The following is a 21,988-nucleotide window of genomic DNA, read 5'->3' as shown; positions in this document are numbered from 1 at the left end:
CCCGGGCGGGTCCGAGGGGTGCGTCCGGGCCGAAGGACGGGATACGCTTCCGCCGGGAGAGCCGGGGTGGAGACCCTCCGGCGGCGCGGCAAGCAGGCACGTCCGCCTCCTCGCGGAGGCGCCGGCGATCGGTGAAATGCTGACCCTCGCGGAGAGGGCCGCCCCGATGAGAGGACGACCTCACCGGACGATGATGAATTTCCCGACGCGTTCCCCTCCGGCGGCGGATTTCACGTGATAGAGGTAGACCCCGCTGACCACCAGATCTCCGTTATCGTTTCTCATGTCCCAGGACGAATTGCCGCCGCCGGACGGATCGTAGTGCTCCCATTCGCGGATCAGGTCGCCGCCTATAGTGTAGATCCGGATGGAGGCTCGCGCCGGCAGATGGGTGAACTGGAGCTGCTCTACCCCCTCTTCCCAAGCCGCGTTCCGCTTGTAGGGATTCGGCACCACGAGGATCTTGTCGAGATCCTCCGTGGCGAGACTGCGCGGGAAAATCCGGTTGCTCTTCAGGGAGTCGGCGCTCTCGCTATGGGTCAACGTGTCGTAAGCGGTCACGTAGTACACATAGGGAAATCCGTTGTGGACCCCCACCGTGTCCTCGTACAGGAAGGGATCGGCGAGAAGCGAATCCAGCTCCGACAGGGTCGCGTTTTCGCGGGGGATCGAGTCGGCGCGGCAGAAATTCAGGTCCTTCAGAAGGACGAACCGATCCGGGTTCGTGATGTCGTTCCGGTACACCCGGTATCCGTCGATCTTGCGGTAGTTCAAATGAACCACGCCGAGCGAATCCCCGCCGGCGGGCACATCGTCCAGAATCTCGTCGATCACGGTGACGAATGTTTCGGTGGTGTCGTAGACCGTGATCGTGTCGCCGGGCGCCACCACCGAGTCCCGGGCGGTGATCTCCAGGACCAGCGAGTCCTTGTAGGTCGTGTCCGTGGTGATCGTCACCTCGAGGCCGAAGAGAAAGTCGACCCAATCGTCGGGCCGGCAAATCGTCAGGGGGTCGTTCCCATCGTCGGAGGAGGAAACCCGCTCCGTCTCACCACCGCCCTCGGGGACGTAACTCCAGGAGAGCTGGATGTCGTTGGATTTCGCCCGCACGGTGAACTCGCCGCCGGAATCGATGGTCCCCTCTCCGAAGGAGATCCAGACGTCGATGGTCACCGGGATGCTGTCCACGCCGGGGCGAAAATCCGCCGGAAGGGTGAAGGTCCCCATGTCGGGCGGATCGAGCCAGTCGAAAAGGATCGGCTCGCCCGAGGCGGTGCCATCCGCGAGTAGCACGTCCGAGCCGAGGGCGGTGACCAAGATGTTGTGGTTCTCGCAGATGTCCGGTTCGCCGCCGGCGTAGGGGACTGCCGTCCCGGTCCAATAGTTCGGGCGCGACGGATCGGTGCCCTGAAAGAGAACGGTCTCCACGAAAGGATCCCGGAAACTCGCCACCGGGTTCAACACCCGGAAGGTGATGTCCATGTCGCAGTGCCCGCTGTATTCACCGCGGTGGATAAACTCCGCCGTCCCCCCCCAGCTGCTGTCGGCCTGAGCGAGGGACGAGATGATCTCCTCGGACGGTTGATTCCACTGGATCACCGTCTTCCGATTGAGCGGCGTGACCGTGATCGGGATCGGTGGGGTCTCCACCGCTTGGGCGATCACGGGACCCACAATCACCACAGAGAGAAGCACCGCGACCGGAGCCGCGAAAAGAGCCCAAGGGTTCTTTCGAGTTGTCTTCATCGACGCCCCCGATTTCGTTTGGCGGCCGCCCCGGAAACCTTTGGCAAAGGGCGACTTATGCCGAATGTCCTGGTGTGTTTCCAACCTAACCGGGTCATTGTAGCACCCGGGCCCCGAACCATCCAGAGGGAAAGGGAACGGGCTTTATCGTGGGCGGCGCCGATTACTTTCGGGACACCTCCCCGAACAGATCCTCCAATATCGTCTCCACCACCTCCCGCGCCTCGCCGGGCGGGAAAAAGTAGAGAGGCATGCTCATATACACCACGTGGCCCCGATGACCGTCCGAGGGGATCCAGACCGCGTTCGGGCGGGATGCCGCGGCGCCCCCCTCCTCGCGAACCGGCGCGTAGAGAGGCACCGCGCCGACATCGCTCCGAACGGTCAGCTCTTCGCAATTCCAGAGGCCGGGGTAAGCGGCCAGCAACGTGGACCGGGTCGTGTCGATGTGCAGGTCCGGAAACCCCGCGTGGAGCGCCTCGGCGGAGACCAGGAAATCGCTCCCCTGGTCGAGCCAGGTCGTCTCCAACGCGCAGAACTCGTAGAGCGGATGCGGAACCGGATTGTACAAAGACGTTTTGGGGCCGAGGTCGGGCCAGTGAGGCTGGTGCCAAACCAGATAGCCGCCGCAGGCGCTATAGGCGGAATAGTCGAGACAGGGAGCGTACTCCGGTTCCGTACCGGAGAGGTCCATATCCCTGTCCGGGAGGAAGCTCCAGCCCGGCATGAAACCGACGACAAAGAGGTTCCCGCCGGCGTCCGCGTACGACCAGATCGGATTACTATTGTTGTCGTTCCACACCGCGGTCATGGTGGTGCCGAACTCCCAATCGTCCAGAGTGAGGATCACCGTCGACGCTCCCGCCATTCTCTGGATCGGTGGATCGGTATCCTCCTCCATACGCGGGGTCCGGGTGGGCAATCGGCTGAAGCCGGCGAGAAGCGTATCCTCCCAGAGGGCGACATAGCTCCCGGGGCTCGGATACTGGCCGGGATATCCCGGAACATAGAAATCGTTTAGAAGAAAGATGTTGGTCTCCGCCGCCGGGGAAGGATAGACATCGAAGGAAAACTCGCATATCTCGGTCCCCTCCGGAAGAAAAGAAGCTTCCACGTAAAAGACGTGGTGGCCGATCTCTTCGAGGATGAACGTCTCCCCCTCCGGAGGGAAGGCGGTCAGGCCGGCGTCATAGCCGATGGAGGGGGTCCACTCCGGCGCGTCGTAGGCGTAGCGGAACCCGTCGAGGTCGAGAGCCCAAGGATCGAGAGAACCGTTCATGGTCCAGGCGAAACGGGGGCGGCTTCCGGCAAAAGCGATCCCGGTATACTGGAGACTCCCCATCGCGGTCCCCATCCAATTCGAATGGATGACGATCTGCGGCGGCATTCTCCCCACGCCCCATTCGATCCAGTTCCGGTACGGCTCCGTGATCTGCTCCACCGACCCCGCCTCGTCGACGGCGCGAACGAAGAACATGCTTCGGTTGCCGCCGTCCTCCCCATACCCGGTGGTGAGATTCCGGAGATCGACGTGGGTGCAGTCCGCGCCGACGCGGTTCCAGTCCAGGCTGTTCCAGACCTCGCGGGTCACTCCCGTGGCGTCTTCGTAGCCATAAACCTCCCTCATGGTCGATTTGACGGCGTAAAAATACTCGTACCCGATCGGACCGGTGGTTCCGTCCGGATCGAATCCCTCCCATCGGATCCGGACCGAAGTGCCGGACATCCCACTCTGCATGGGACCCTGCGTGATCCGGCTCCAGGGAAGCACCGTCGTCGCGTTGAAGCAGATCCAAGCCGGGGAGGGATCCCTCGCCCCCTCGTTGTCCACGGCGCGCACCCAGAAAGAGTGAAATGCGCCGGACCGCTCCACCACCGAATCGGCGCCGGACGCGGCGGTCAGCGTATCGAAAAGGGGCTCCTCGCCGCAGGAGAAGAGAAACTCGGAGGAACCGCCGATCACGCGGGTCCACTCGGTCGTGTCGTCCACGGCGTATTCGTAGTAGACCACATCTCCGTCCGAATCGCTTCCGGTCCAGTGGAGATCCGCGCGGTAGGAGATCGCGTCGAAAGGTTCGGGGCCGCCGCTCAGCCAGGTTTCGGGCGGTTGGTTCCCGTCCGGGCCCGTGGTGGACACCGTGTCACAACCATCGAAAATTCCGATGGCCGACAGGAGAAACAATACAGCGAACAGGCGATGAATCGACATCATGACATCACCCCCTCGTGATCGTGCGCCTTCGCACGCTGGAGAGGGCGGCTCCGCGCGCCTCTTCCGGCAGAGTGCCGGAGGATTCGGCAGGATCGAGGATGCGGGCGGCCGGCCGGACGATCCGGCCGGCGAGGAAACCCTCTCCCGACCTGTTGTAAAAAACCGGGGAGCCCGCGCCCCTCGGGGCGGGGCTCCCGCCGGTCGATCGGTTCCGAATTCGCATCGACGCCGCCGAAGCGGACCGGCGTCAGAACCGGGGTTGCTCGTTGAAGAGACGGATCAGAATCGCCTCGACCGCCTCTTTCGCCTCATCCGGTTTCATGAAGTACAGCGGCATCGACATGTAAACCACATGGCCGCGGGCGCCGTCCGAAGGCATCCAGACCGCGTTCGGTCTCTCGGGGACCATCGGGTCTCCCTTGACGCGGCTGATCGCGTAGAGCGGCACCGCCCCCACGTTCTTCCGGATGGTAATCCCCTCACACTTCCAGAGCCCGTCGAAACTCTGGAGGAGTTCGGAACGGGTGCTGTCCACGTGTAGGTCCGGAAGACTGGGATAGAGAGACTTGGCCCCCCACATGTAGTCGAGCTGGTCGTCGAGCCAGGTCGTCTCCAGGGCGGCGTACTCGTACAGCGGATGCGGGAAAGAATCCGGCATGAGCGGTTGATACCAGATCAGGCTCGATCCGCAACTTTTGTAACTCGAGTAGTCGAAACAGGGATCCGGCTCGGCAACCGCCCCCGTGTCGATCATGTCGTTGTCGGGCAGGAAACTCCAGCCCGGCATGAACCCGACGATGAAGAGGTTCCCGCCGGCGTCCACGTACGACCAGATCGGGTTGATGTTGTTGTCGTTCCACACCGCGATGATGGTGGTGCCGAATTCCCAATCATCCAGCGTAAGAATCATCGTCGAGGCTTCCACCATGCGGAGGATCGGCGGGTCGTTATCCGCCTCCAACCGGGGGGTCCAGGAACGGGCCCTGTTGAAGTTCACGAGAAGGGAGTCCTCCCAGTATGAGACGTATTGGGTCGGCGTGGGGTATTGCCCGATGTACCCCGGAACGTAGAAATCGCAGAGGAGGAAGATGTTGGTCGTGTCCTTCGGTGGTCCGGGATGAACCTCGAAGGGGAACTCCTGTCGGATGATCAACCCCGCCTCGTCCTTGGCGCGTACGTAGAACGTGTGGCGGCCGATCGTCGGCGTGTAATCCCCGCTGACCGGATAGCGGGTCATCTCCACGTCCCAGGGGCTCCAGATGGGATTGTCGTAAGCCCAACCGTAGCCGGTGACCGTGCCGTCGTAGCTCGCCAGGTTGGCGTACCAGGAGAAGACGATCCGGGTTCCCTCGAATATCTGGCCGACATGCGGGTTGGCATTGTTATCCGGGTTGCCGATGGCGGTTCCCATCACATTGGAACGGACGATGATCTGGCCGCCCGGATCGTTGCTCACGCCCCACTCCCGCCAGTTCTCCCTTACCACGGGGATCTGTTCCACCGCCCCCGCTTCGTCGATCGATCGAACGAAGAACATGTGGCGGTTGCCCCCCGCGTCGCCGTATCCCGTTTCCAACGCCTTGAGAACCACCTGCGTGGTGTCGGCGCCGACACGGATCCAGTCGAGGCTGTTCCAGATCTTGCGGGTGACGCCCGGTCCTGCGGGCGGATCGATGTATCCGTACCGGGAACGCATCACCTTCTTCGTCGCGTCGAAATACTCGTAAGCGGCGACGGCGTTGGTCGGGTTGTCCGGGTCCGCCCCCTCCCATCGGATGCTGACCGCCCGTCCGGACATGCCATCGTGCAACGGCCCCTTGGTAATGGTGGTCCGCGGCGCCACGGTGGTGGAGTTGAAGGTCAGGAACGCGGGCGTCGGGTCCATCGCGTTGTCGTCGTCCACGGAGCGGACGAAGAAGGTATGGTACTTCCCGAAACGTTCCACGATCGAGTCGGCGCCGCTCGCGGCGATCAACGTGTCGAAAAGGCTCGCCTCGTTGCTGGAGAGCACGAACGTGGAGCCGTTGAAGGCGGTTTCGAGCCACTCCGAGGTGTCGTCGAAGGCGTATTCGAAATACTCGATCGATCCGTCCACGTCCACGCCGTACCACTTGAGGTCGGCCCGGTAGGTGGACTCTCCGAAGGACTCCGGGCCGCCGGAGATCATCGTTGTCGGGGGTACGTTGGCGTCCGGCGCCGATGTGGTGTTGTCGTCACAGGCGGCCGCCAGCCACGCAAGGACCGGTAGCATCGCCAGTGTCACGAGAAATCGTTTCCCTTTCATAATTATTCGGTCACCCCCTGACGGAATTAGCGAATCACGAACTCCACGGAGACGATATCGCCCAGGCGGCCCAGGCCGCCCCTGTCTCTCGGCTTCACCTCGAGCCTGTACCGTTTGCCCCGCTCCACACCCGGCACGGCCACATCCACATCCACGATCCCCTCGGGTGTTCCATTGAAACCATAGGCTTCTTCGTAACCGACCCTGGATCCATCCTCGACTTTCTTCACCTCGAGAATATAAAAGATCTGTGTCGGAGGACCGTCCGAATCGACCCCCTGGATCCTGGCGTGAACCGTGTCGCCCGAGATCGTCTCGTTAAACTCGGGCGATAGGATCTCCAACGTGGGGGGGAAGTTCACCAGGAAGGAGAAGGTCGCGCCGTGCACCTCCTTCCGGCCGAAGGAATCGATGCCGCCCACTTCGAGCGTCACCGGGCTATTGGTGTGGATCAGCGGGCCCGCCACGTCGTCGGTGACGAGCATCGTCTCCAACGTGTCGGCGGAGCTGACGTTCGCGCCGCGCACCACCCACCAGGAACCGACGACCCGGTCCCCTTTCACGCTGTCCTTGTCGGTGTGCGTCCAGCCGAAATGGATGTAAACCGAATCCGGGAGAAGGGTGTCGTCGGCGGTCAGCGGGATCTGGTAGGGTTCCACGACCTGGCTGCCGATCTGCACCACCTCCAGATACTCCAGATTCGTTTCGGGGTCGAAGTTCACCGTGAAGTGCCGCTCCGCGGTCCCTTCGCCGGTGCTCCAGAGCCCCGTCTCATCGAGCACTTCGACGGTGAAGATGTACTCGTCCTTCGGCTCCAGCGTCTGGTACGCCACGGTGGTGATCTCCGGCGTAACGACCATCGGTTCAAAATCGATTCCCTGCAGCTGGTACTTGTAGGCGGTTACCTGCCCGCCCGGGCTGAGCCCGTTCCAGCAGAAGGTGACGCTTTCGTAGGCGAGAAGCGTCTCCTTCTCGGCGGGGCTTTCCGGACAAAGGACCACGATGGAGTCGCCGATGATGGAGAGATGCGCCGGATCCGTTCCGTCCAGAAGCACGATCCCCCGGTCGTCGTTACCGACGACGATGGTGTCCCCCACGAAGGAGACGCCCGTTACGTCTCCGGAGAAATCGGCCTTTCCGACCAGACGCGGGTCGGAGGGGTCGCTCGCGTCGACGACGCAAAGCCCCCCCGAGCCGTTGGCGACGAGCAGATGGTCGTTCTTGCGTGAGATCTGCCGCGCCTCTCCATCCAGATCGAGCTTGGCGATCAGCTCGACCGAATCGGCGCCGATCTCGTAGAAGAAGAGGCCGGCGACGCCGACGGCGGCGGTGAGGATGTCGCCGTCCACGTCGAGGTGCAGCGCTTCGGCCTTGGGATTGTCGTAGAGCAGGATCACCCTCCCGCACCAGGGGCGGAGAATCTGTTCACTCTCACCCGGGCGGAACTCCAGGGGAAGGATGCCGTCGTCACCGACGGCGGCGAAGACCAAACCGTTGTCCGACGCGGCCACATCGTAGAACCAATAATTCGCGGTCGCCGGTTTGTATTTCGCGAAGTAGGTCGGGTCCGCCGGTACGGTCAGATCCAACACCACGACCCCGTTCCCGCCGTCGGCGAGAAACAGGTAGCCGTCCTCCTCGTCCATCCCGGCCGCCCCGCGACCCAGGGTGGGGTACTGGCCGATCAACTGGGCGTTGGCGGGATCGATCACGTCCAGAATGCTGAGCCCGACCGTACCGTCACCGAGGTACGCGTAGCCGTCCACCACTTCGATGTCCGTCGCCTCGCCCCCCGTGAAGACCGACGAAACCTGTTGCGCGTTCGCCGGGTCGGTTATGTCGTACACGTTCAGGCCGTTCTCTCCCGCCGCCACATAGGCGTAGTCCCCCTCGGCCCAAACCCGTCGGGCGATGTCCTTGAGGAGAATCGTCCGCGGCTGGGCTTCGGTCTGCGCGAAAAAGTAGAGCACCGACGGCGACGGATCCTCTTTCCCTAGGTTGTCGATTGCGCGTACGTAAAAAGAGTGTTCCCGAATCTGCTGCTGGGACTCGTCCGTCGCCGTGTTGAAGACGAACTCCGAATCGGTACGGGTCGTGTAGGTCCAGATGTTGTTGCGGGAGGTGTCATCGATGGCGTACTCGAATCCCTGGATCAGCCCGTCCTCGTCGAAACCCTTCCAAAAGAGGTGGACTCGATAGAAAGTGGCGGTGCTCTCTACCGGCGCGCCGGTCAGCTCCGTGTTCGGCCACTTGTTCTTGTCCGGCTCCGGCACCTCGATCCCCTCGCAACCGAGTTGCAGGATATAGATGGCGAGGACCGCCAGCGAAAAGAGGATAACTTGTAAGACACGCCTTCGCGCCATTTCCGCGCACCCCACTTGTGTAACCCCAAGGGAACACTTAAGTTAAAGAAAGCAAACGACTCCAATCTTTGCGCGACTATACCAAAGGGATTCTAAAAGTGTCAACCCAATTGGCAGGCGGCCGGAACGAGCTAACTCAAACAATCTCTTTCAGATCGGTCATCCCGGGCCCGTGTCCTCCCCGCGCCCTCCGTGGTGCGCCCGGAGGGCTTCGGAGGACTCGAACCCTCCCCCCCCCCCCGCGCGTGGAGAGGGTTTTCATGTAATCATTGCTTTCACTCCCGCCATCCCCTCCGCTTCTTCCCCGGACGGACGGCGTGATCCTTCGAGGAGAAGGGGCGGGGGGCGACCCTCCCTTCCGCCGCCGGTCTCCCTCTCGGGGCCCTCTCGACTCGCCGGGCACCCACCGGAGCCCGCCTCCGTCGAGTGGATAAAAATACCCGCCCTGCTTATCGAGGCGGGCGAAGGTGGGTCGGCGAGCGGGAAGAGGGAGGATGCAAAGCATCCGGACCGTGCCCCGAAGGGAGACCGGTGGGGGAAGGGAATGAATCGATACCGATTCCAAGCGCCCCGGACTCCGAGAGCGATTACGCCGTCCGTCCGGCTCCCCACACCGTGCCCCGAAGGGAGAGACGGCCGGGGAAGGGTCGCGGGGTGCATTCCTTCCCCTCTCAAGTCCTTCCCGCGAAAAAAAGGAACCGCCGGAACCCGAAGGTCCCGGCGGTCCGGAAGAAACGATCTACTCCGAAAACAGATTATCGGAGAAGAACCATCTTCTTGGTCGCGGTCTCTTTACCGGCGTTCAGGCGGTAGAAGTAGACACCGCTGGCAACCGAGTTGCCGTTGTTGTCGTGGCCCTGCCACGTCACGTCGTAGTTGTCCTTGTCCAGGACGCCGTTGACGAGCGTACGGACCTCACGACCGGCGATGTCGTAGATCTTCAGGCTGACCTGAGTCCGGCCCGGGATCGCGAAGCTGATCGTCGTGGTCGGGTTGAACGGGTTCGGCTTGTTCTGACGCAGAACCATGCGGTCCAGACCCGGAACGTCGGTGTCGACGCCCACGTTGATGTTGCACCCGGTCGTCTTCGGATTCGGGATGCCCACGTCGAAGCAGCTCGTACCGAGGATGGCCTGGGCGATGCAGTCCCGCTCCTGCGGACCGGCGACCAGCTCGAGACCGACCAACGAGAGGACGACCTTCGAGCCGTTGGGATGCCGCTGCAGGGAGTAGCAGAACTTGCCGGGACCGAGATCGTCGCTGTACTTCATGAGCGCGGTGGCGGTGCTGGTAGTCGCATCGTCATCCGGCTGGTGGCGAATCGGGCAGTCCCAGTAACCGGCGGCTTTGGTGATCCCGCTGAGGCAGGTACCCGCCTGGCCGACCAGGTAATAGGAGTAGCCACCGGTGGCGTCTCCGTGACCTTCATCGGTGGTGCAACCGCCCGCGACCGCCGTCAGACCGCAGAGGGTCTGCCAGAAGTAGGCGCCGTTGGTGGTCTGAACGGACTGAGCATCCGTCCAAGTCGGATCGGTGAGGACTTCGTCCTCGCAGAGATCGTCGCCGAGGACCCACAGGTTGGCGGAGTCCGCGAAGTTGATCCCGTCCCGATCGAGGTAGGTCGCGATCTCGAGCTGCGACGAGTCGAGAACCGTAAGGCTGTTGAACTCGCCGAAGAACCAGATCACCGTGTTGTAACGGCGAGCCAGCGAACCGGTGTGGTCCACGACGCCGCCGTAGCCGTCATGATCGAACGGCTGGGAGTAGATACCGGTGCCGCCGCCGCGGCTCACGCCGTAGCCGGACCGGTAGAAGTCGTACTGGACGCCGAGGCGGTCCAGCGACTCCTGGTAGATTTGATACACGAGCGGGAACACGGCGGTGCCGGTCTGGGTTTGCTCCTGATCGGAACCGATGTCGTAGCCCCGACGCCCGTAACCGTCAACCATGAGGACCGAGTGGTTCTGCCCCGTCGGCAGAGAGACCTTCCCGGTCGGGCAAGGTAGCACGTTGACCTCGAAGGGCCAGCCCAATCGACGGTCGTGCTCCGCGCCACTGGTCGTGTTGATCAGGGTCTCGGAGTTCCGAGCGATCGCCATACGGTTCGGCACCGTGTCCCGGTTGTCCAGGCTGTCCATGGCGGTGAAGAAGTACTCGATAACGGTACCTTCCGGCCACAGCGCGCTGCTCAGATAACTGCTGTTATCCGCAAGCGTGATAATGGTCTGGTAGGTTCCGTTGAACTCGGCGGTCGTACCGGCCGCGTCCGTGTCGTCCGGAATCGAGTAGTTACAGACCTTCTCGTTCCAAGCGACGGTCGGGAACGTGGTGGCGCCGCGCGGACGGGAAGTTTCCTTGTCCCAAGACGCACCGCAGTCGGTCGAGATCCGCCAGTGGACCTTCACGGCCGAGTTCAGCGGGGCGGGACCGCCCTTGACGCCGTTGTAGTCACGGACCTGAATGGCGAGCGAGTCTTCCTGCTCCCAAACATCACCCGGGAAGAGCTCCCAGTTCTCTTTGTAGAGCGAGTGCATGGCGACGTCGCGCGCGAAGGTGTCCGCGAACTGCTGGCTGGCTCCCATCCCCCACTGGGTGTCCTCGGCGAGGAACACACCGACGGAGATGTTGTCGACGATGTAGGTCGATTTCCGGTGCTGGCCCATGCAGGGCAGCTCGCCGGCGGAGTTGTAGTCGCAGCGATCCAGGAACTCCCAGGAGAACTGGACCGAGTCGATGCTGGCGCCGAGGAACTGAGACCAGTTCTCGGTCTGATCGACGTTCCAGAACTGGCAGCCGCCGACGGTCACGTAGTCGTCGCCCTGCCACTGCGACCAGCGCTGAATGTTGGCATCGAAGACGCGGACCTGCGTGTCGGTCACATCGCCCACGATGTCCTTGATGCAGAGGTACTCGTCCGTCTCGACGACCACGCCGGACCAGCGGTTGTCCGCTCCCGGTCCGAGTCCGTCCGGATCCCAGTACACGTTGTTGTTGCCGCACTCGAAGACCGGGGACACGAGACGGTAGTGATACGCATCTTCCTGGTTCTGGGCGAAGGCCTCGTCATCGGCCACCCACATCCAGTTGTTGGAGTACTCACAGGTGTTGCCCAGGTTGGCGTAGTTCGGATCGAGCTCCAGGTGCCACCAGTCGACCGTTACCGGAACACCGTTCACCCAAGCGCCGCCCGACCAGTAGCCGCCCAATTGAGCCTGAGGCAGGGTCGGAGTCGACCATTCGGCCGGAAGACCGCCCTCGAAGTCCTCGTAGCCCCCTCCGACGGGGTAATCGTTCGAAGCGCCGTTCACGGCCTTTACGTAGACGTGGTCCACGCGCCAGGCGCCGTCGGTGTGCACACCGGCGGAGGCATCTTCGTCGTCAAACGCCGAATCGGAGGCGAAACGCCAGCGAATGTGGAGCGCGTTGGCCGAGTTGTCGGCGATCGGGCCGACAACGGAGAAGGCGTCGTACTGCGCGCAGCCGTAACGCTGGTTGCCCGTCCCCGGACAGCTACCCTCATCCTCGGGGTTGCAGGTCCCGTTGTAACGGGCCAGCTCGAACCAAGTCGCCTGCGTAATGTCGTTGCCGAGGGCGTACTCTAGGTAGCAGTAGTCGTAGTTGATCTCGACATCGTACATGTGGACGCCGCCGACGGTGAAGCCGTCCGCGGCATTGAAGCCGAAGCCGCTGCCGGACGTACCGAGCGACAGGATCAGCGACCAGTTGTACTGCGGCCCGTACCCGTAGTCGTTCTCCCAAATCAGCGTGTCGCCGAACTCACCGCACCAGGGCGTGGATTCCTCGGTGGCGCTGTTGAACGCCTCGAGGGTATCCAGATGCCACTTGTTGGTGAGCACGGAGTAAACGTCGAAGTGGGTGAAGCAGCCGGGAAGGATGCCGGGGTAGATAGTGGTCGACGAACAGGAATCGTAGACGCCGGGAGCCAGGAGACCGCCCTCCCAGCACCAGGTGCCGTAACCGGGCGCGAGCCCGACGCCCTGGCCGCCGTCCGCCGGATCGCCGGTTTCATCGCAGCGAGCATCGTCGTGCACGCGAATCCACGCGGTGTCTCCGGGCGCGGCCTGCTTGGTCCAGATCAGGTCTCCATTGACCGAAATGGACTCGCCGTTAATCATGACCTTGTGATCACGCGGCTTGGGAGTCTTCTCGACGGCAGCCATAGCCGTGGCGGCGGTGAGAAGAAAGATGCCCAAGGTCAGCACGACCAAGGCCGTCAGTTTACCGTTCCTCATACTTCTGCCCTCCATCGCATAAGGAACAAGAATCACATGGACCGCCCTCCGCCGTATTTCCCCCTTCGAGAGGAGGCCGGCTATCTCGCGCGGGAGACGACCCACACCCACGATCCGATCAGGAACCCTGCGACGGATGGAATTCCTCACTCGAAACGCGGGCATCCTCAATAAAACATCATGCGCGGTCTCTTTTGCCTGTGCTTATCACCTCCTCACGTCTAAGGAAAGACCCCCTCGCAGCACACACGACGAAGTCCGCCCCGCCGCGGGGCGCGTACCGGTTACCTGGCTGCGAAAGGGGAGGCAATCCACCATAAATCAGTACATTTCGTCGCATCGTTGGCCATTATACCAAAATGAAGCGACGAATGTCAATGGGTTAACGCCGGATTTGAAAGTGGTTAGCCGATTTTTCGCTCAGTCCAGGTATTTATCTACCCGAACCTCCCAAATCTCGAACTGACCGGCATTGTGGTCGGACGAAGGCTGGTCCGTACACGGACTCATCGAAACGACGATATGGCTCCCGTCGGCCGACCAGGATGGATGGGCCACCTCGCGGTAGCAAATGTTGATCCCCGTCGCCCCGGGGAGAGGGATCCACCACTCCTGGTTCTCCTCGGTAGTGGAAACGATCTTAAGGCTATTTCCATCAACAACATAGGCCAAATACTGGCCGGTGGGATCCACCGCGGGATGCGTGGGGGTTTCTCCCTCTTGGGAGATGGTCCGGTAAGCTCCCGTGGACGTGTCATATCGCCACAGGGTCTTGATCCACTGGGCGGTCTTCCCGGAAGAATTCGGGGTGTTCCAATCCTCCTTGCAAGGATGGATGACTCGGCAAGTTCCGGAGGCGGGGGCCGACTTGCCGGTCTGACCCGTCACGTCCAGAACGACGATGGAGTCCTGCCGCTCATCGACGGAGACCCATATCGAGTCCCGGAGAAAGTTGCCGAACTCGTCCCTCGCCTCGATGGCGACGATCTTCACCTCGTGGAGCACGCCCGGGTAAACGCAGTCGATGATGGTGGTGTCGGTCTGGATGGAGGTTCTCTGTTCGCCGTCCCAGTAAAACTTGGCGAGAAGCGGTTTCGCGAGAAGGATGATCCTCCCCCGGGGGTTGTTGAATTGGAACTCGAGGGGGGAGACGGTGTTTTCGAACACGTTGATCAGATCGGAGAAGATCGTGTCGCAATAGGTTTCCGTCGCCTCGGGATCGGTGATGCCGACCCCCACGCGATACCCCCCTTCGGGGCGGCCGCCCAGAGTATCCGGAGTGGTCGCTCCCGTGGGGAAGCCTTCGAGAAAGATCTCCGCGTCGAGAGGCTCGCCCGAGTCCTCGTCGTAGGCGCTCACGGCGATCGCTCCCAGGGGAACCCGGGTGTCGGAAACGAAGTAAATCTGGTCGGTCGACCCGGAACGGAACCCGGTCGGTTGGTTCTCGACGAAATCCTCGGTTCCGGAGAGAACGAAATCGGAGGGGTCGTTGACCACTTTCCTAAAGGAGACCGGCTCGTCGCCGTCGAGTGTGATGGTCATGATGTTCTGCCCGTCCGAGTAGAGGATGGTGTCGTCGTCCAACCAAGAGGAGGCGGCGGGGCGGCTGACCGTCACCGTGTCGGCGACATTGGTGTTGGTGAGGCGAATTTCATCGCCGGGGTTGCTGAAATCGTCTATGAGAACCAGATAAAGCTCGTAGCCGAAACCGGTGGAGCGGGTGAAGGAGATCCGGTCCCCGCTCGGCGACCACATGGGATCGAAGTCATCGCTCGAACCGGAGGTGATTTGGTAAAAAACGGGCGCATCGCCGTCCGTGCGGTCGCAGATCCAGATATGCTCGATGTTCAAAGCGTTTCCGCGATCGGTGCTATAGGCGATTACATCGCGGTCCGATCCGGGACGATAGGAAGGATAGGAGGCGTTCGCGTCGACGATCTTGTCCCAGTCGCCGCAATTCGGACAATCGAAGATGGGCGAATCGTCATCATCTCCGCACCCGGCCGCGATAATCAAGAACGCGACGAACGCCGCCAGGACCCGTCCCGACCGCCGCAGATGACCCGCCACCTCGTATCCTCCTTTCGACCCCCGGATCGATCCCGCCGGGGGGATATCGTCAAACGATGGACTCCTGTTTCTAACCCAAGTAAAATCAAACGCGATCACTATACTGACGGGGAAGGCGCGCTGTCAAGGGAGTCATCGCGGTCCGGCCCGCCGGAGTGGGCGAAACGAGGGGTTCCGGTGTGACCGATCGGAAGGGGTCATGGAGATCGGCGGCGGCGGTCGCGGCGTGGGCGGCGGCGGCCGCTTTCTTAATGATCCGCTTCCTGGGGGAGCACCCGCCCCGCCCCGCCTTCGGCTCGCCCGGGGAGCTCGGTTCCTTCGATCCGCCCTGGACGGAAGAGGGGACGGCGCTTCTCGGCGCGACGGCCCTCGCGGCGATCGCCCTCCTCTCCGGCGCGGGGATCGCCCGTCTCCTTCACCTCCGCCGCCCCGGATGGAGCGGCGCGATCGGTCTCGGTTTCGTCGCCGCGTGGGTCTCCGCTTTCCTCCTTCTCACGGCGGGCGCCTTTCGGACGGCTTTTCTTCTTCCCCTGCTCCTCCTTCCGGCCGCGGCGTTCCGGCGCGGCGTGATCCCGTGGCCGCGTGCGCCGCGGCCGCCCCGATCCGTCGCCGGCTGGGTGCTCGGCGCGCTGATTCTCGCGGCGCTCGCGACCGCGCTGGTGCGCGCCCTGGCGCCGCTCACGGCGAACGACCCGATGGTCTACCACATGACGCTCGCCCGCGCCTATGCGGAGGGGAGGAGCTTCGCCGCGGCGCCCGACCTCGTTTACGCGCGCATGCCCCACGCGGCGGACCTCCTTTACGCGATCGCCTACCGATTCGGCGGCGAGCCCTCCGCGCGCGCCTTGTACATTCTCCTTCTCGGACTGAACGCCGGTATCGCGGCGCGGATCGCACGCAGGATGCGCGCCGGCGCGGATGGCCGGGCGGCGGCGCTCCTCTTCCTCTCGATCCCCCTCGTCCTCGACCCGCGCACCGTGGGGAACGTGGACCTCGCCGCCTCCCTCTTCTTCGGGCTCGCGGCGTTGCACCTTCTCCGACGCCGAGACGGGGGAGGCGCGGGGGAATGGATCGCGGCGGCGCTCTTCGCCGGCTCCATGCTCGCCGTGAAATACAGCTCCTACGCAGCCTATCCTCTCCTCCCCGCGATCCTTCTCCTTCCCGTTCTTCCGGGCGCGCGCCGGCGCGGGCTTCGGGAAGTCCTCCTCTTCGTCGGCCTCTCCCATATCCTCGTCGTCCCCTGGATGGTCAAGGCCGCGGCGGAAACGGGGAACCCCCTCTTCCCGATGTTCCCCGCGGCGCTCGGCGGCGAGGGTTGGAGCCCCGAGCTGGGACGCCGCCTGATCGACTGGCAGCGTTCGATCGGGATGGGGAGGGACGCGCGACACTGGCTTCTCCTCCCTTGGAACGCGGTCCTGCACGGGCAACCCGTCTATCGGTTCTTCGACGGCGTGCTCTCGCCGGCGCTCCTTCTCTGGACGCCTTGGGCTCTGTGGCGTGGGGGACGGACGGCGAGGTGGTTTCTGGTGATCGCGCTCGCCGGCGTCTACCTGTGGGGGGCCGGCTCCCAGCAACTCCGCTTCCTGCTCCCCGTAATCCTTCTCCTCGCCGGGATCGCCGGCGCCCACTGGCGGACCGAAAAAGGCGCGGCGGGAACGGCGCAGGCGGCGCTCTTCGCCGTCGTCGCGCTCCTCCTCATCGCCCCGGTCGCGCGGGAGACGGCGCGCGACGCGCTCCCCGTCGTTACGGGACGCGAGAACCGGGAAACGTACCTCTCCCGAAAAGTGCAGTCGTACCGCGCCTTCCGCGAAGCGGAGAGGATCGTCCCCCCCGGGGAGAGATCTCTCCTCGTATGGGAGAACCGGGGATATTACTGGAGACGGCCCTACGGGGCGGACAGCTTCTTCGAAGCCTCCGCCCTCGCCGCCGCGGCCGACGAGGCGGGTTCGCCGGACCGCTGGCTGGAGAGGCTCCGCCGGGAGGGATACCGCTGGGCGCTCGTGAACCGGACCCTGCAGAATGTGTTCACGCGCTGGTCGCCGCCGGAGGGGATCCGCGTGATGAACGCCGCTTGGGAACGATGCGGGCGGGCGGGCGCCTGGAACGGGCTGGAGCTTTACCGTCTTCCGGAAGCGCGCGGCGTGGAGCACCGCGAGGAAAACGCCCCGGAAACCGACCGCTAGGAGGATCCCATAAGGTCGCGGATCGCCGGGTCCTCCTCGCCCCCACGCCTCAGATATTCGGCCGCCAACCGCCGCGCTTCCTCTCTGTCGCCGGAGCGGGCGGTGAGCAGGGCGGCGTTCTTCCACGCCGGCGCGAAACCGGGATGGAGGCGGGTCTCCTCGAGGAACTCGGCGAGCGCGAGGTCCGGCCTCCCCTCTCTGTGGCGAAGCACGCCGACGGCGAAGTGGAGGAAAGGCATCTCCGGCGCCTTTTTCAGCGCCGCCTCGAAATCACGGCGCGCTCCATCCAGATCCCCCGCCCTGTAGAGCGCGGCGCCCCGGAAATAGAGAGCCGCCGGATCGCCCCCCCGGGCCCCCCGGTCGTAGAGTTCCGCCGTGTCCCTCCGGTCCCGGAGAAGCTCCGCCGCCATCGCCTCCCGCGTGGCCGGCGGCGGGAACGGATCGAGCCCCCTCGCCTTCCGCGACCGGGCGATCGTCTCCACCTCTTCGAGTCGCGCGAGGAACTCCCCGGCCAGGCCCCGTATCGGGTCGTCCGGCGCAAGGTGCTCGAGCGCCCTCTTCGCGCGCGAAGAACCGTCTTCCTCTCCCTCGATCAACGCGAGAACGGCGAGGTGGAGCAGGCCCCGGCCGTACTCCGGATCGAGGGCGACCGCGCGCTCCAAAGCCGCCCTCCCCTCCTCGCGCCTGTCGGTCCGATAGAGGAGCGCGCCGAGGTTGCCGTACGCCTTCGCGTAGTCCGGAGCGATGCGGATCGCCTCGCGGAACTGCCGCTCCGCCTCCTCCCTCTCCCCGGTGACGGCGAGCAGTTCACCCAGATTGAGGCGGGAGCGCTCGTAGTCCGGATCCAGTTCGATCGACCGGCGATACTCGCGGAGCGCTCCCTCCGTGTCCCCCTCGGACTGCCGGATGATACCGAGCCGATAGTGGGACTGGGCCTCACCGGTGCTCGGCGAGATCCGGTAGAAGTTCAGGTTGCTGAAGAGAAAGAGGGGAACGAACCAGGCGCCCAGAACCGCCAGGCGACGGTAGCGACGGCGGCGAAACGCCTCCACCGCGTCGGCGAGGGTAACGGCGCTCATGAGGAGAAGCACCGGCACCACCGGCAGGCGATAACGGGTGAGCACGAAGAAGAAAATGATCGACGCGGCGTAGGAGAAGAGAAACGCGACGAGGACCCAGGTCCGCCGCCGCAGAAAGGCCGCGATCCCCGCGAGGGCGAGGGGGGCGATCAGGCCGAAGGGGATGTGCAGCGCCCGCGTCAAGCCGCCGTACCGCATCTGAAAACGGTAGCTCTCGATCTGGGGGATCTCCACGTCGGAGAAGAAGAAGACCGTCTTGCGCAGCAGAAGCCGCGCCTCCGCGCCTGGGTTTTCCCGGATCCAGCGGATCGCCCGGTCGCTCCACTCGCGGGAGAGGGCGGTCGGCGTGAGCGACCGCCCGACCTCTCTCTCCAGCAGCCCCTTCCCGGAGGGGTCGTTGTCCACGTCGAGCCCCTTCGGCTTCTCGTATGCGCCGGAAGACTCCGGCCCGTTGCCGATGTAGAAGTTCAGGCCGCCGTTGGAGGTGAGCCAGACCCAGTCGCCGCTCGCCGCCCGGTTTCGCGCCGTCACCAGGCCGACCACCACGAGGAGCCCGCCGAGGAGAAGCGCCGGCGCGCGGAGGTCCGGTCTCCCCCCTTTCTTTTCCGGCAGGGCGACGGCGGCGAGCGCGAAAGGAAGAAAGAAGAGAAGATTTCCCTTCCCCACCGCGGCGAGCCCGAAGAGGATCCCCGTGAAAAAGAGTCCCGCCCCGGTCCGCTCCCCGCGGGGGCGGATGATCCGGTCCAGGATCCAGAGGATCAGCGTGACCGCCAGCGTCGTGTATAATATAGTTCCCACATAAAACAAAAAGGGGCCGTAGAAAACGGCCGCGACCGCCGCGATCATCGCCCGGGTGGGCGAGAGGAGCCGCGAACCGATCCGGTAAATCAGAACCGGCACGAAGGCGGCGATCAACGCTTGGAGGACGCGGACCAGGTCGAGGTTTCGTCCCGCCGCGCCGTAGACGAGGGCGAGAAGATGGGGGTAGAGGGGCCCCATGAAGTAGGCCTCGTCGCCGACGAGCCCCTCTTCGAGGATCTCCCGGGCGCGCAGGTCGTAGTAGCGGGCGTCCAGCCCGAGGGCGTCCAGGAAGGGGTTGCTCCGCGCGTCGGCCAGGTAGAGCAGGCGGAGAAGGAGGGCGCTCGCATAGAGGGCGAGAAGGATGCGGCGGCGCGACAGGCGACGTTTAGGCCGTTCCATCCCTCCCCCCCTCCGGCGCCGGCTTGGGGTCGAAAAACCCGCGAAGCCCGTAAACGACTCCGCCGAGGAGCCCGTTGATCAAGAAGATGCCGTAGACGAGGACCGAGAGGAAGACCGCCTCCGCTTCGCCGGTTCCGAAAAGGCCGAGGACGATAACCAGCACGCCCTCCCGGATCCCCATGCCGTTGAGCGAAATCGGGATCATCCGTCCCACCTCGACGAGGGGCATGAGGAGGAAGAAGTGCACCGGCCCCAGATCGATCCCGATGGAAAGACCGAGTACCCAGCAGCTCACCACCCAGACCGCCCGCGAGAGGACGGACAGGAAGAGCGCCCAACCCACTTCACGGCGGCGCCCTTTGTAGAAATCGAGGGTGTCGTAGAATCCCGCCGCCTTCTCCCGGAGCCCGAAGCGCCGGAGTCCCGATTCGAAGGGTCGGAGAAGCGGCTCGAGGCGTCGAACGTTTCTCCTGCGGATGACCAACGTGCCGAAGAAAAATGCCGCCGCCATTCCCCCCTCGGCGAGGAGAAACCAGCGGCGCTCCGGCAGGTCGCTCCGGAGGAGGAAAAATGCGCCGAGGCAGAGGGGGAAGAGGACGTAGAGGCCGAGAAGCCTCTCCACCACGATGGACGCCATGGCCGTGGTCTTGCGTCCGGTGTGGCGGGCGAGATCGATGACGCGGATCACGTCGCCGCCGATGGAGGTGGGCATGAAATTATTGAAGAACATACAGACGAAGTAATAAGAGCCGAGCCGGAGCATCGAAACCCGTACGCCGAGGGCGTTCACCAGGACCCGCCAGCGGACCGTGTTGAGCGCCACCATCACCAGGTTGAGTGCGTATCCGATCGCCACGAGCCCCGGCCGGACGCCCGCGCCGATCCGCCGGAAATCGTCCCAGTCCACGCGGGAGAGGACGAGCGCCAGCAGGAACACCGTGACGGCGAGGCGCAGCAGCTTCCCTTTCAAAGGCCGGTTCCCTTCCGCCGGTAGACACGAATGTCGCCCAGCATGCCCACGGGTTCGAATTCCCGCTCGATCGCCTCGAACACCCGCGGCGCGTAGAGAGAGAAGCGGCGCTCCTCCCGCCCGTCGATCGGCGCATCCCGGAGGAGAACCATACGGGTCGGCTTCTCCGTCAGATCCCGGATGTAGCGGTCCTCCTCCTCGCGCGAGTCGAGGGCTCGCCGCAGGTGGATGTAGGCGGTCGGGTTCCTCCGGTCGAAGAGGAAGTAGGTCATCTGCAATCCGGGAACGCTGAGAACATAGTCCCCGGGCCGCGAGTAGCGGTCCACGGTTTCGCCGAGCACCGTCAGAAAAGCGGCCTGCTCCCGGGTGGTGCGGAGCGGCGCGCGGTCGAAGGGGAGCCGCTGCGTCTCCCCGCCGCCGAGCTGGGCGAGGGAACCGGTGTAGTAGGGGGGGATCGGCTGGAATCCCTCGGCGGCGATCCGAGCCGCGCCGTAGCTGTCCCACCACGTCTGGGAATAGTTCAGGAGTAAAACGAACACCGCCACCGGCAGGATCCCGGCGAGGGCGTTGCCGAGGAAAGGCCGGCGCCGCGCCGTTTCGTCGAACAGCCAAAGAAGCAGGATCCAGGCGGGCGCGAGGGACTGGAGCAGGTGGGCCAGATCGCTCCTCCAGAGGGTCTGGTTGAAGGCGAGCAGCCCGAAGAGGGCGTAGACCAGGAGCCGCCTCCCCCCTTCCCCGCCGGTCCCGGCTCTCCCGGCTCTCCATGCTGTCCCGGCCCGCCCGAGACGAACCGCGCCGACGGCGAAGGCGGCGAGATAAAGCGGAACCGGCGCGTAGTAGAGGAGCCGGAGGAGGAAAAACCCCGCGCCGCGCACGTCGCCGCGGATCGGGTGGAAGAGGGGCGGGAAGGGGAGCGTGTTGGTCTGATTGTCCCGCATCCCCGCGAGGAGCACCTTGCCCGCCCCCTCGGCGAGCCCGCCGGAGAAGGCGAAGGCGACGATCACCGGCGCGACCGGCGCGGCGGCGGCGGCGAGAAAGGCGAGCGCGCGGCGAGGCGTCTCGCCCGTCCAACGCTTCAAGGCGAAAAGGACGAGATAGACGAGAACGCCGAAGGCGCCCAGGTCCTGGCGGAAGAGGAAAGCGAAGCCGGCGGCGAGACCCGCGAGAGCCGCCGGGCGGAGCGAGTCCCGCCGGCCCAGACCGGCGAAGGCGATCAGTTGGAGAAGGACGAACAGATGGAAGAAGCTCTTGTGCCAGGGGCCGGGGGCGACGATGAAGAGGAGCGCCGCGGCGAAGGCGGCGGGGCGGGAGAGAACACGCCTCCCCGCCGCGTAGGCGAGAAGCACGACGGCGACCCGCAGGATCACCCAAAAGGCGCGAAGCACGAGCAGGTTCTCTCCGAAGAGGCGGAAGAGACCCGCCACCAGATAGAAACGGCCCGGCGCGTAGGTGTGGTGGAAATCCCGGTAGAGGACCTGGCCGTCCAGGATACGGGTCACCCCGCCGAGAAGATAGCCCTCGTCGTCGTTGACCCCCACGTCCCAGTAGACGAGAAAGAGGGCCAGCGAGAGAACGGCCAGCCCCAGAACGAGGGTCCACTCCGATCGTTCGTCCGTCGCCGCCATCTC

The 21,988-nt window shown here is 64.3% G+C and carries 10 protein-coding genes; 1 reads left to right on the top strand and 9 read right to left on the bottom strand.

From position 1 onward, the window contains the following. Positions 1-180 precede the first annotated feature (180 nt). The 6 genes from JW958_03465 to JW958_03440 all read right to left on the bottom strand — a co-directional run bounded on the left by JW958_03465 (position 181) and on the right by JW958_03440 (position 14,928). Complete coding sequence (locus JW958_03465) at positions 181-1,746, bottom strand: hypothetical protein (GenBank protein MBN1825300.1); 1,566 nt, start codon at positions 1,744-1,746, stop codon at positions 181-183. A 163-nt stretch (positions 1,747-1,909) separates the two neighbouring features. After that, on the bottom strand, positions 1,910-3,958 hold the full coding sequence (locus JW958_03460; GenBank protein MBN1825299.1) for a hypothetical protein: 2,049 nt from the start codon (positions 3,956-3,958) through the stop codon (positions 1,910-1,912). 247 nt (positions 3,959-4,205) lie between these two features. Next, positions 4,206-6,242: a hypothetical protein gene (locus tag JW958_03455; GenBank protein MBN1825298.1), complete on the bottom strand. Its 2,037-nt coding sequence runs from the start codon at positions 6,240-6,242 to the stop codon at positions 4,206-4,208. A 26-nt stretch (positions 6,243-6,268) separates the two neighbouring features. After that, a complete protein-coding gene (locus tag JW958_03450; protein MBN1825297.1) occupies positions 6,269-8,605 on the bottom strand; it encodes a hypothetical protein in 2,337 nt (778 codons plus the stop codon). Between the two features lie 755 nt (positions 8,606-9,360). Further along, positions 9,361-12,858: a T9SS type A sorting domain-containing protein gene (locus JW958_03445; protein ID MBN1825296.1), complete on the bottom strand. Its 3,498-nt coding sequence runs from the start codon at positions 12,856-12,858 to the stop codon at positions 9,361-9,363. 420 nt (positions 12,859-13,278) lie between these two features. Beyond that, a complete protein-coding gene (locus tag JW958_03440) occupies positions 13,279-14,928 on the bottom strand; it encodes a PD40 domain-containing protein (GenBank protein MBN1825295.1) in 1,650 nt (549 codons plus the stop codon). Positions 14,929-15,107: 179 nt separating this feature from the next. Between JW958_03440 and JW958_03435 the strand changes: the two genes are divergently transcribed. Then, a complete protein-coding gene (locus JW958_03435) occupies positions 15,108-17,111 on the top strand; it encodes a hypothetical protein (GenBank protein ID MBN1825294.1) in 2,004 nt (667 codons plus the stop codon). Here JW958_03435 and JW958_03430 read toward each other — a convergent pair. From JW958_03430 to JW958_03420, 3 genes are read right to left on the bottom strand one after another with little or no spacing between them, the layout of a single operon-like run. Beyond that, positions 17,108-19,390 (bottom strand): tetratricopeptide repeat protein, encoded by a 2,283-nt coding sequence (locus tag JW958_03430; GenBank protein MBN1825293.1) that lies wholly within the window; start codon positions 19,388-19,390, stop codon positions 17,108-17,110. The two genes, JW958_03435 and JW958_03430, sit on opposite strands and share 4 nt — an antisense overlap. Continuing rightward, on the bottom strand, positions 19,377-20,360 hold the full coding sequence (locus JW958_03425; protein ID MBN1825292.1) for a flippase-like domain-containing protein: 984 nt from the start codon (positions 20,358-20,360) through the stop codon (positions 19,377-19,379). Before JW958_03425 ends, JW958_03430 begins: the two co-directional genes overlap by 14 nt. Continuing rightward, positions 20,357-21,985, bottom strand: a complete 1,629-nt coding sequence (locus JW958_03420) for a glycosyltransferase family 39 protein (protein MBN1825291.1) — start codon at positions 21,983-21,985, stop codon at positions 20,357-20,359. Before JW958_03420 ends, JW958_03425 begins: the two co-directional genes overlap by 4 nt. Positions 21,986-21,988: the final 3 nt, after the last annotated feature.

Source organism: Candidatus Eisenbacteria bacterium (genome assembly GCA_016930695.1).
Taxonomy (GTDB): Bacteria; Orphanbacterota; Orphanbacteria; order Orphanbacterales; family Orphanbacteraceae; genus JAFGGD01.
The sequence above is the reverse complement of the archived record's forward strand: the minus strand, read 5'-3'. Positions and strand labels throughout refer to the sequence as shown.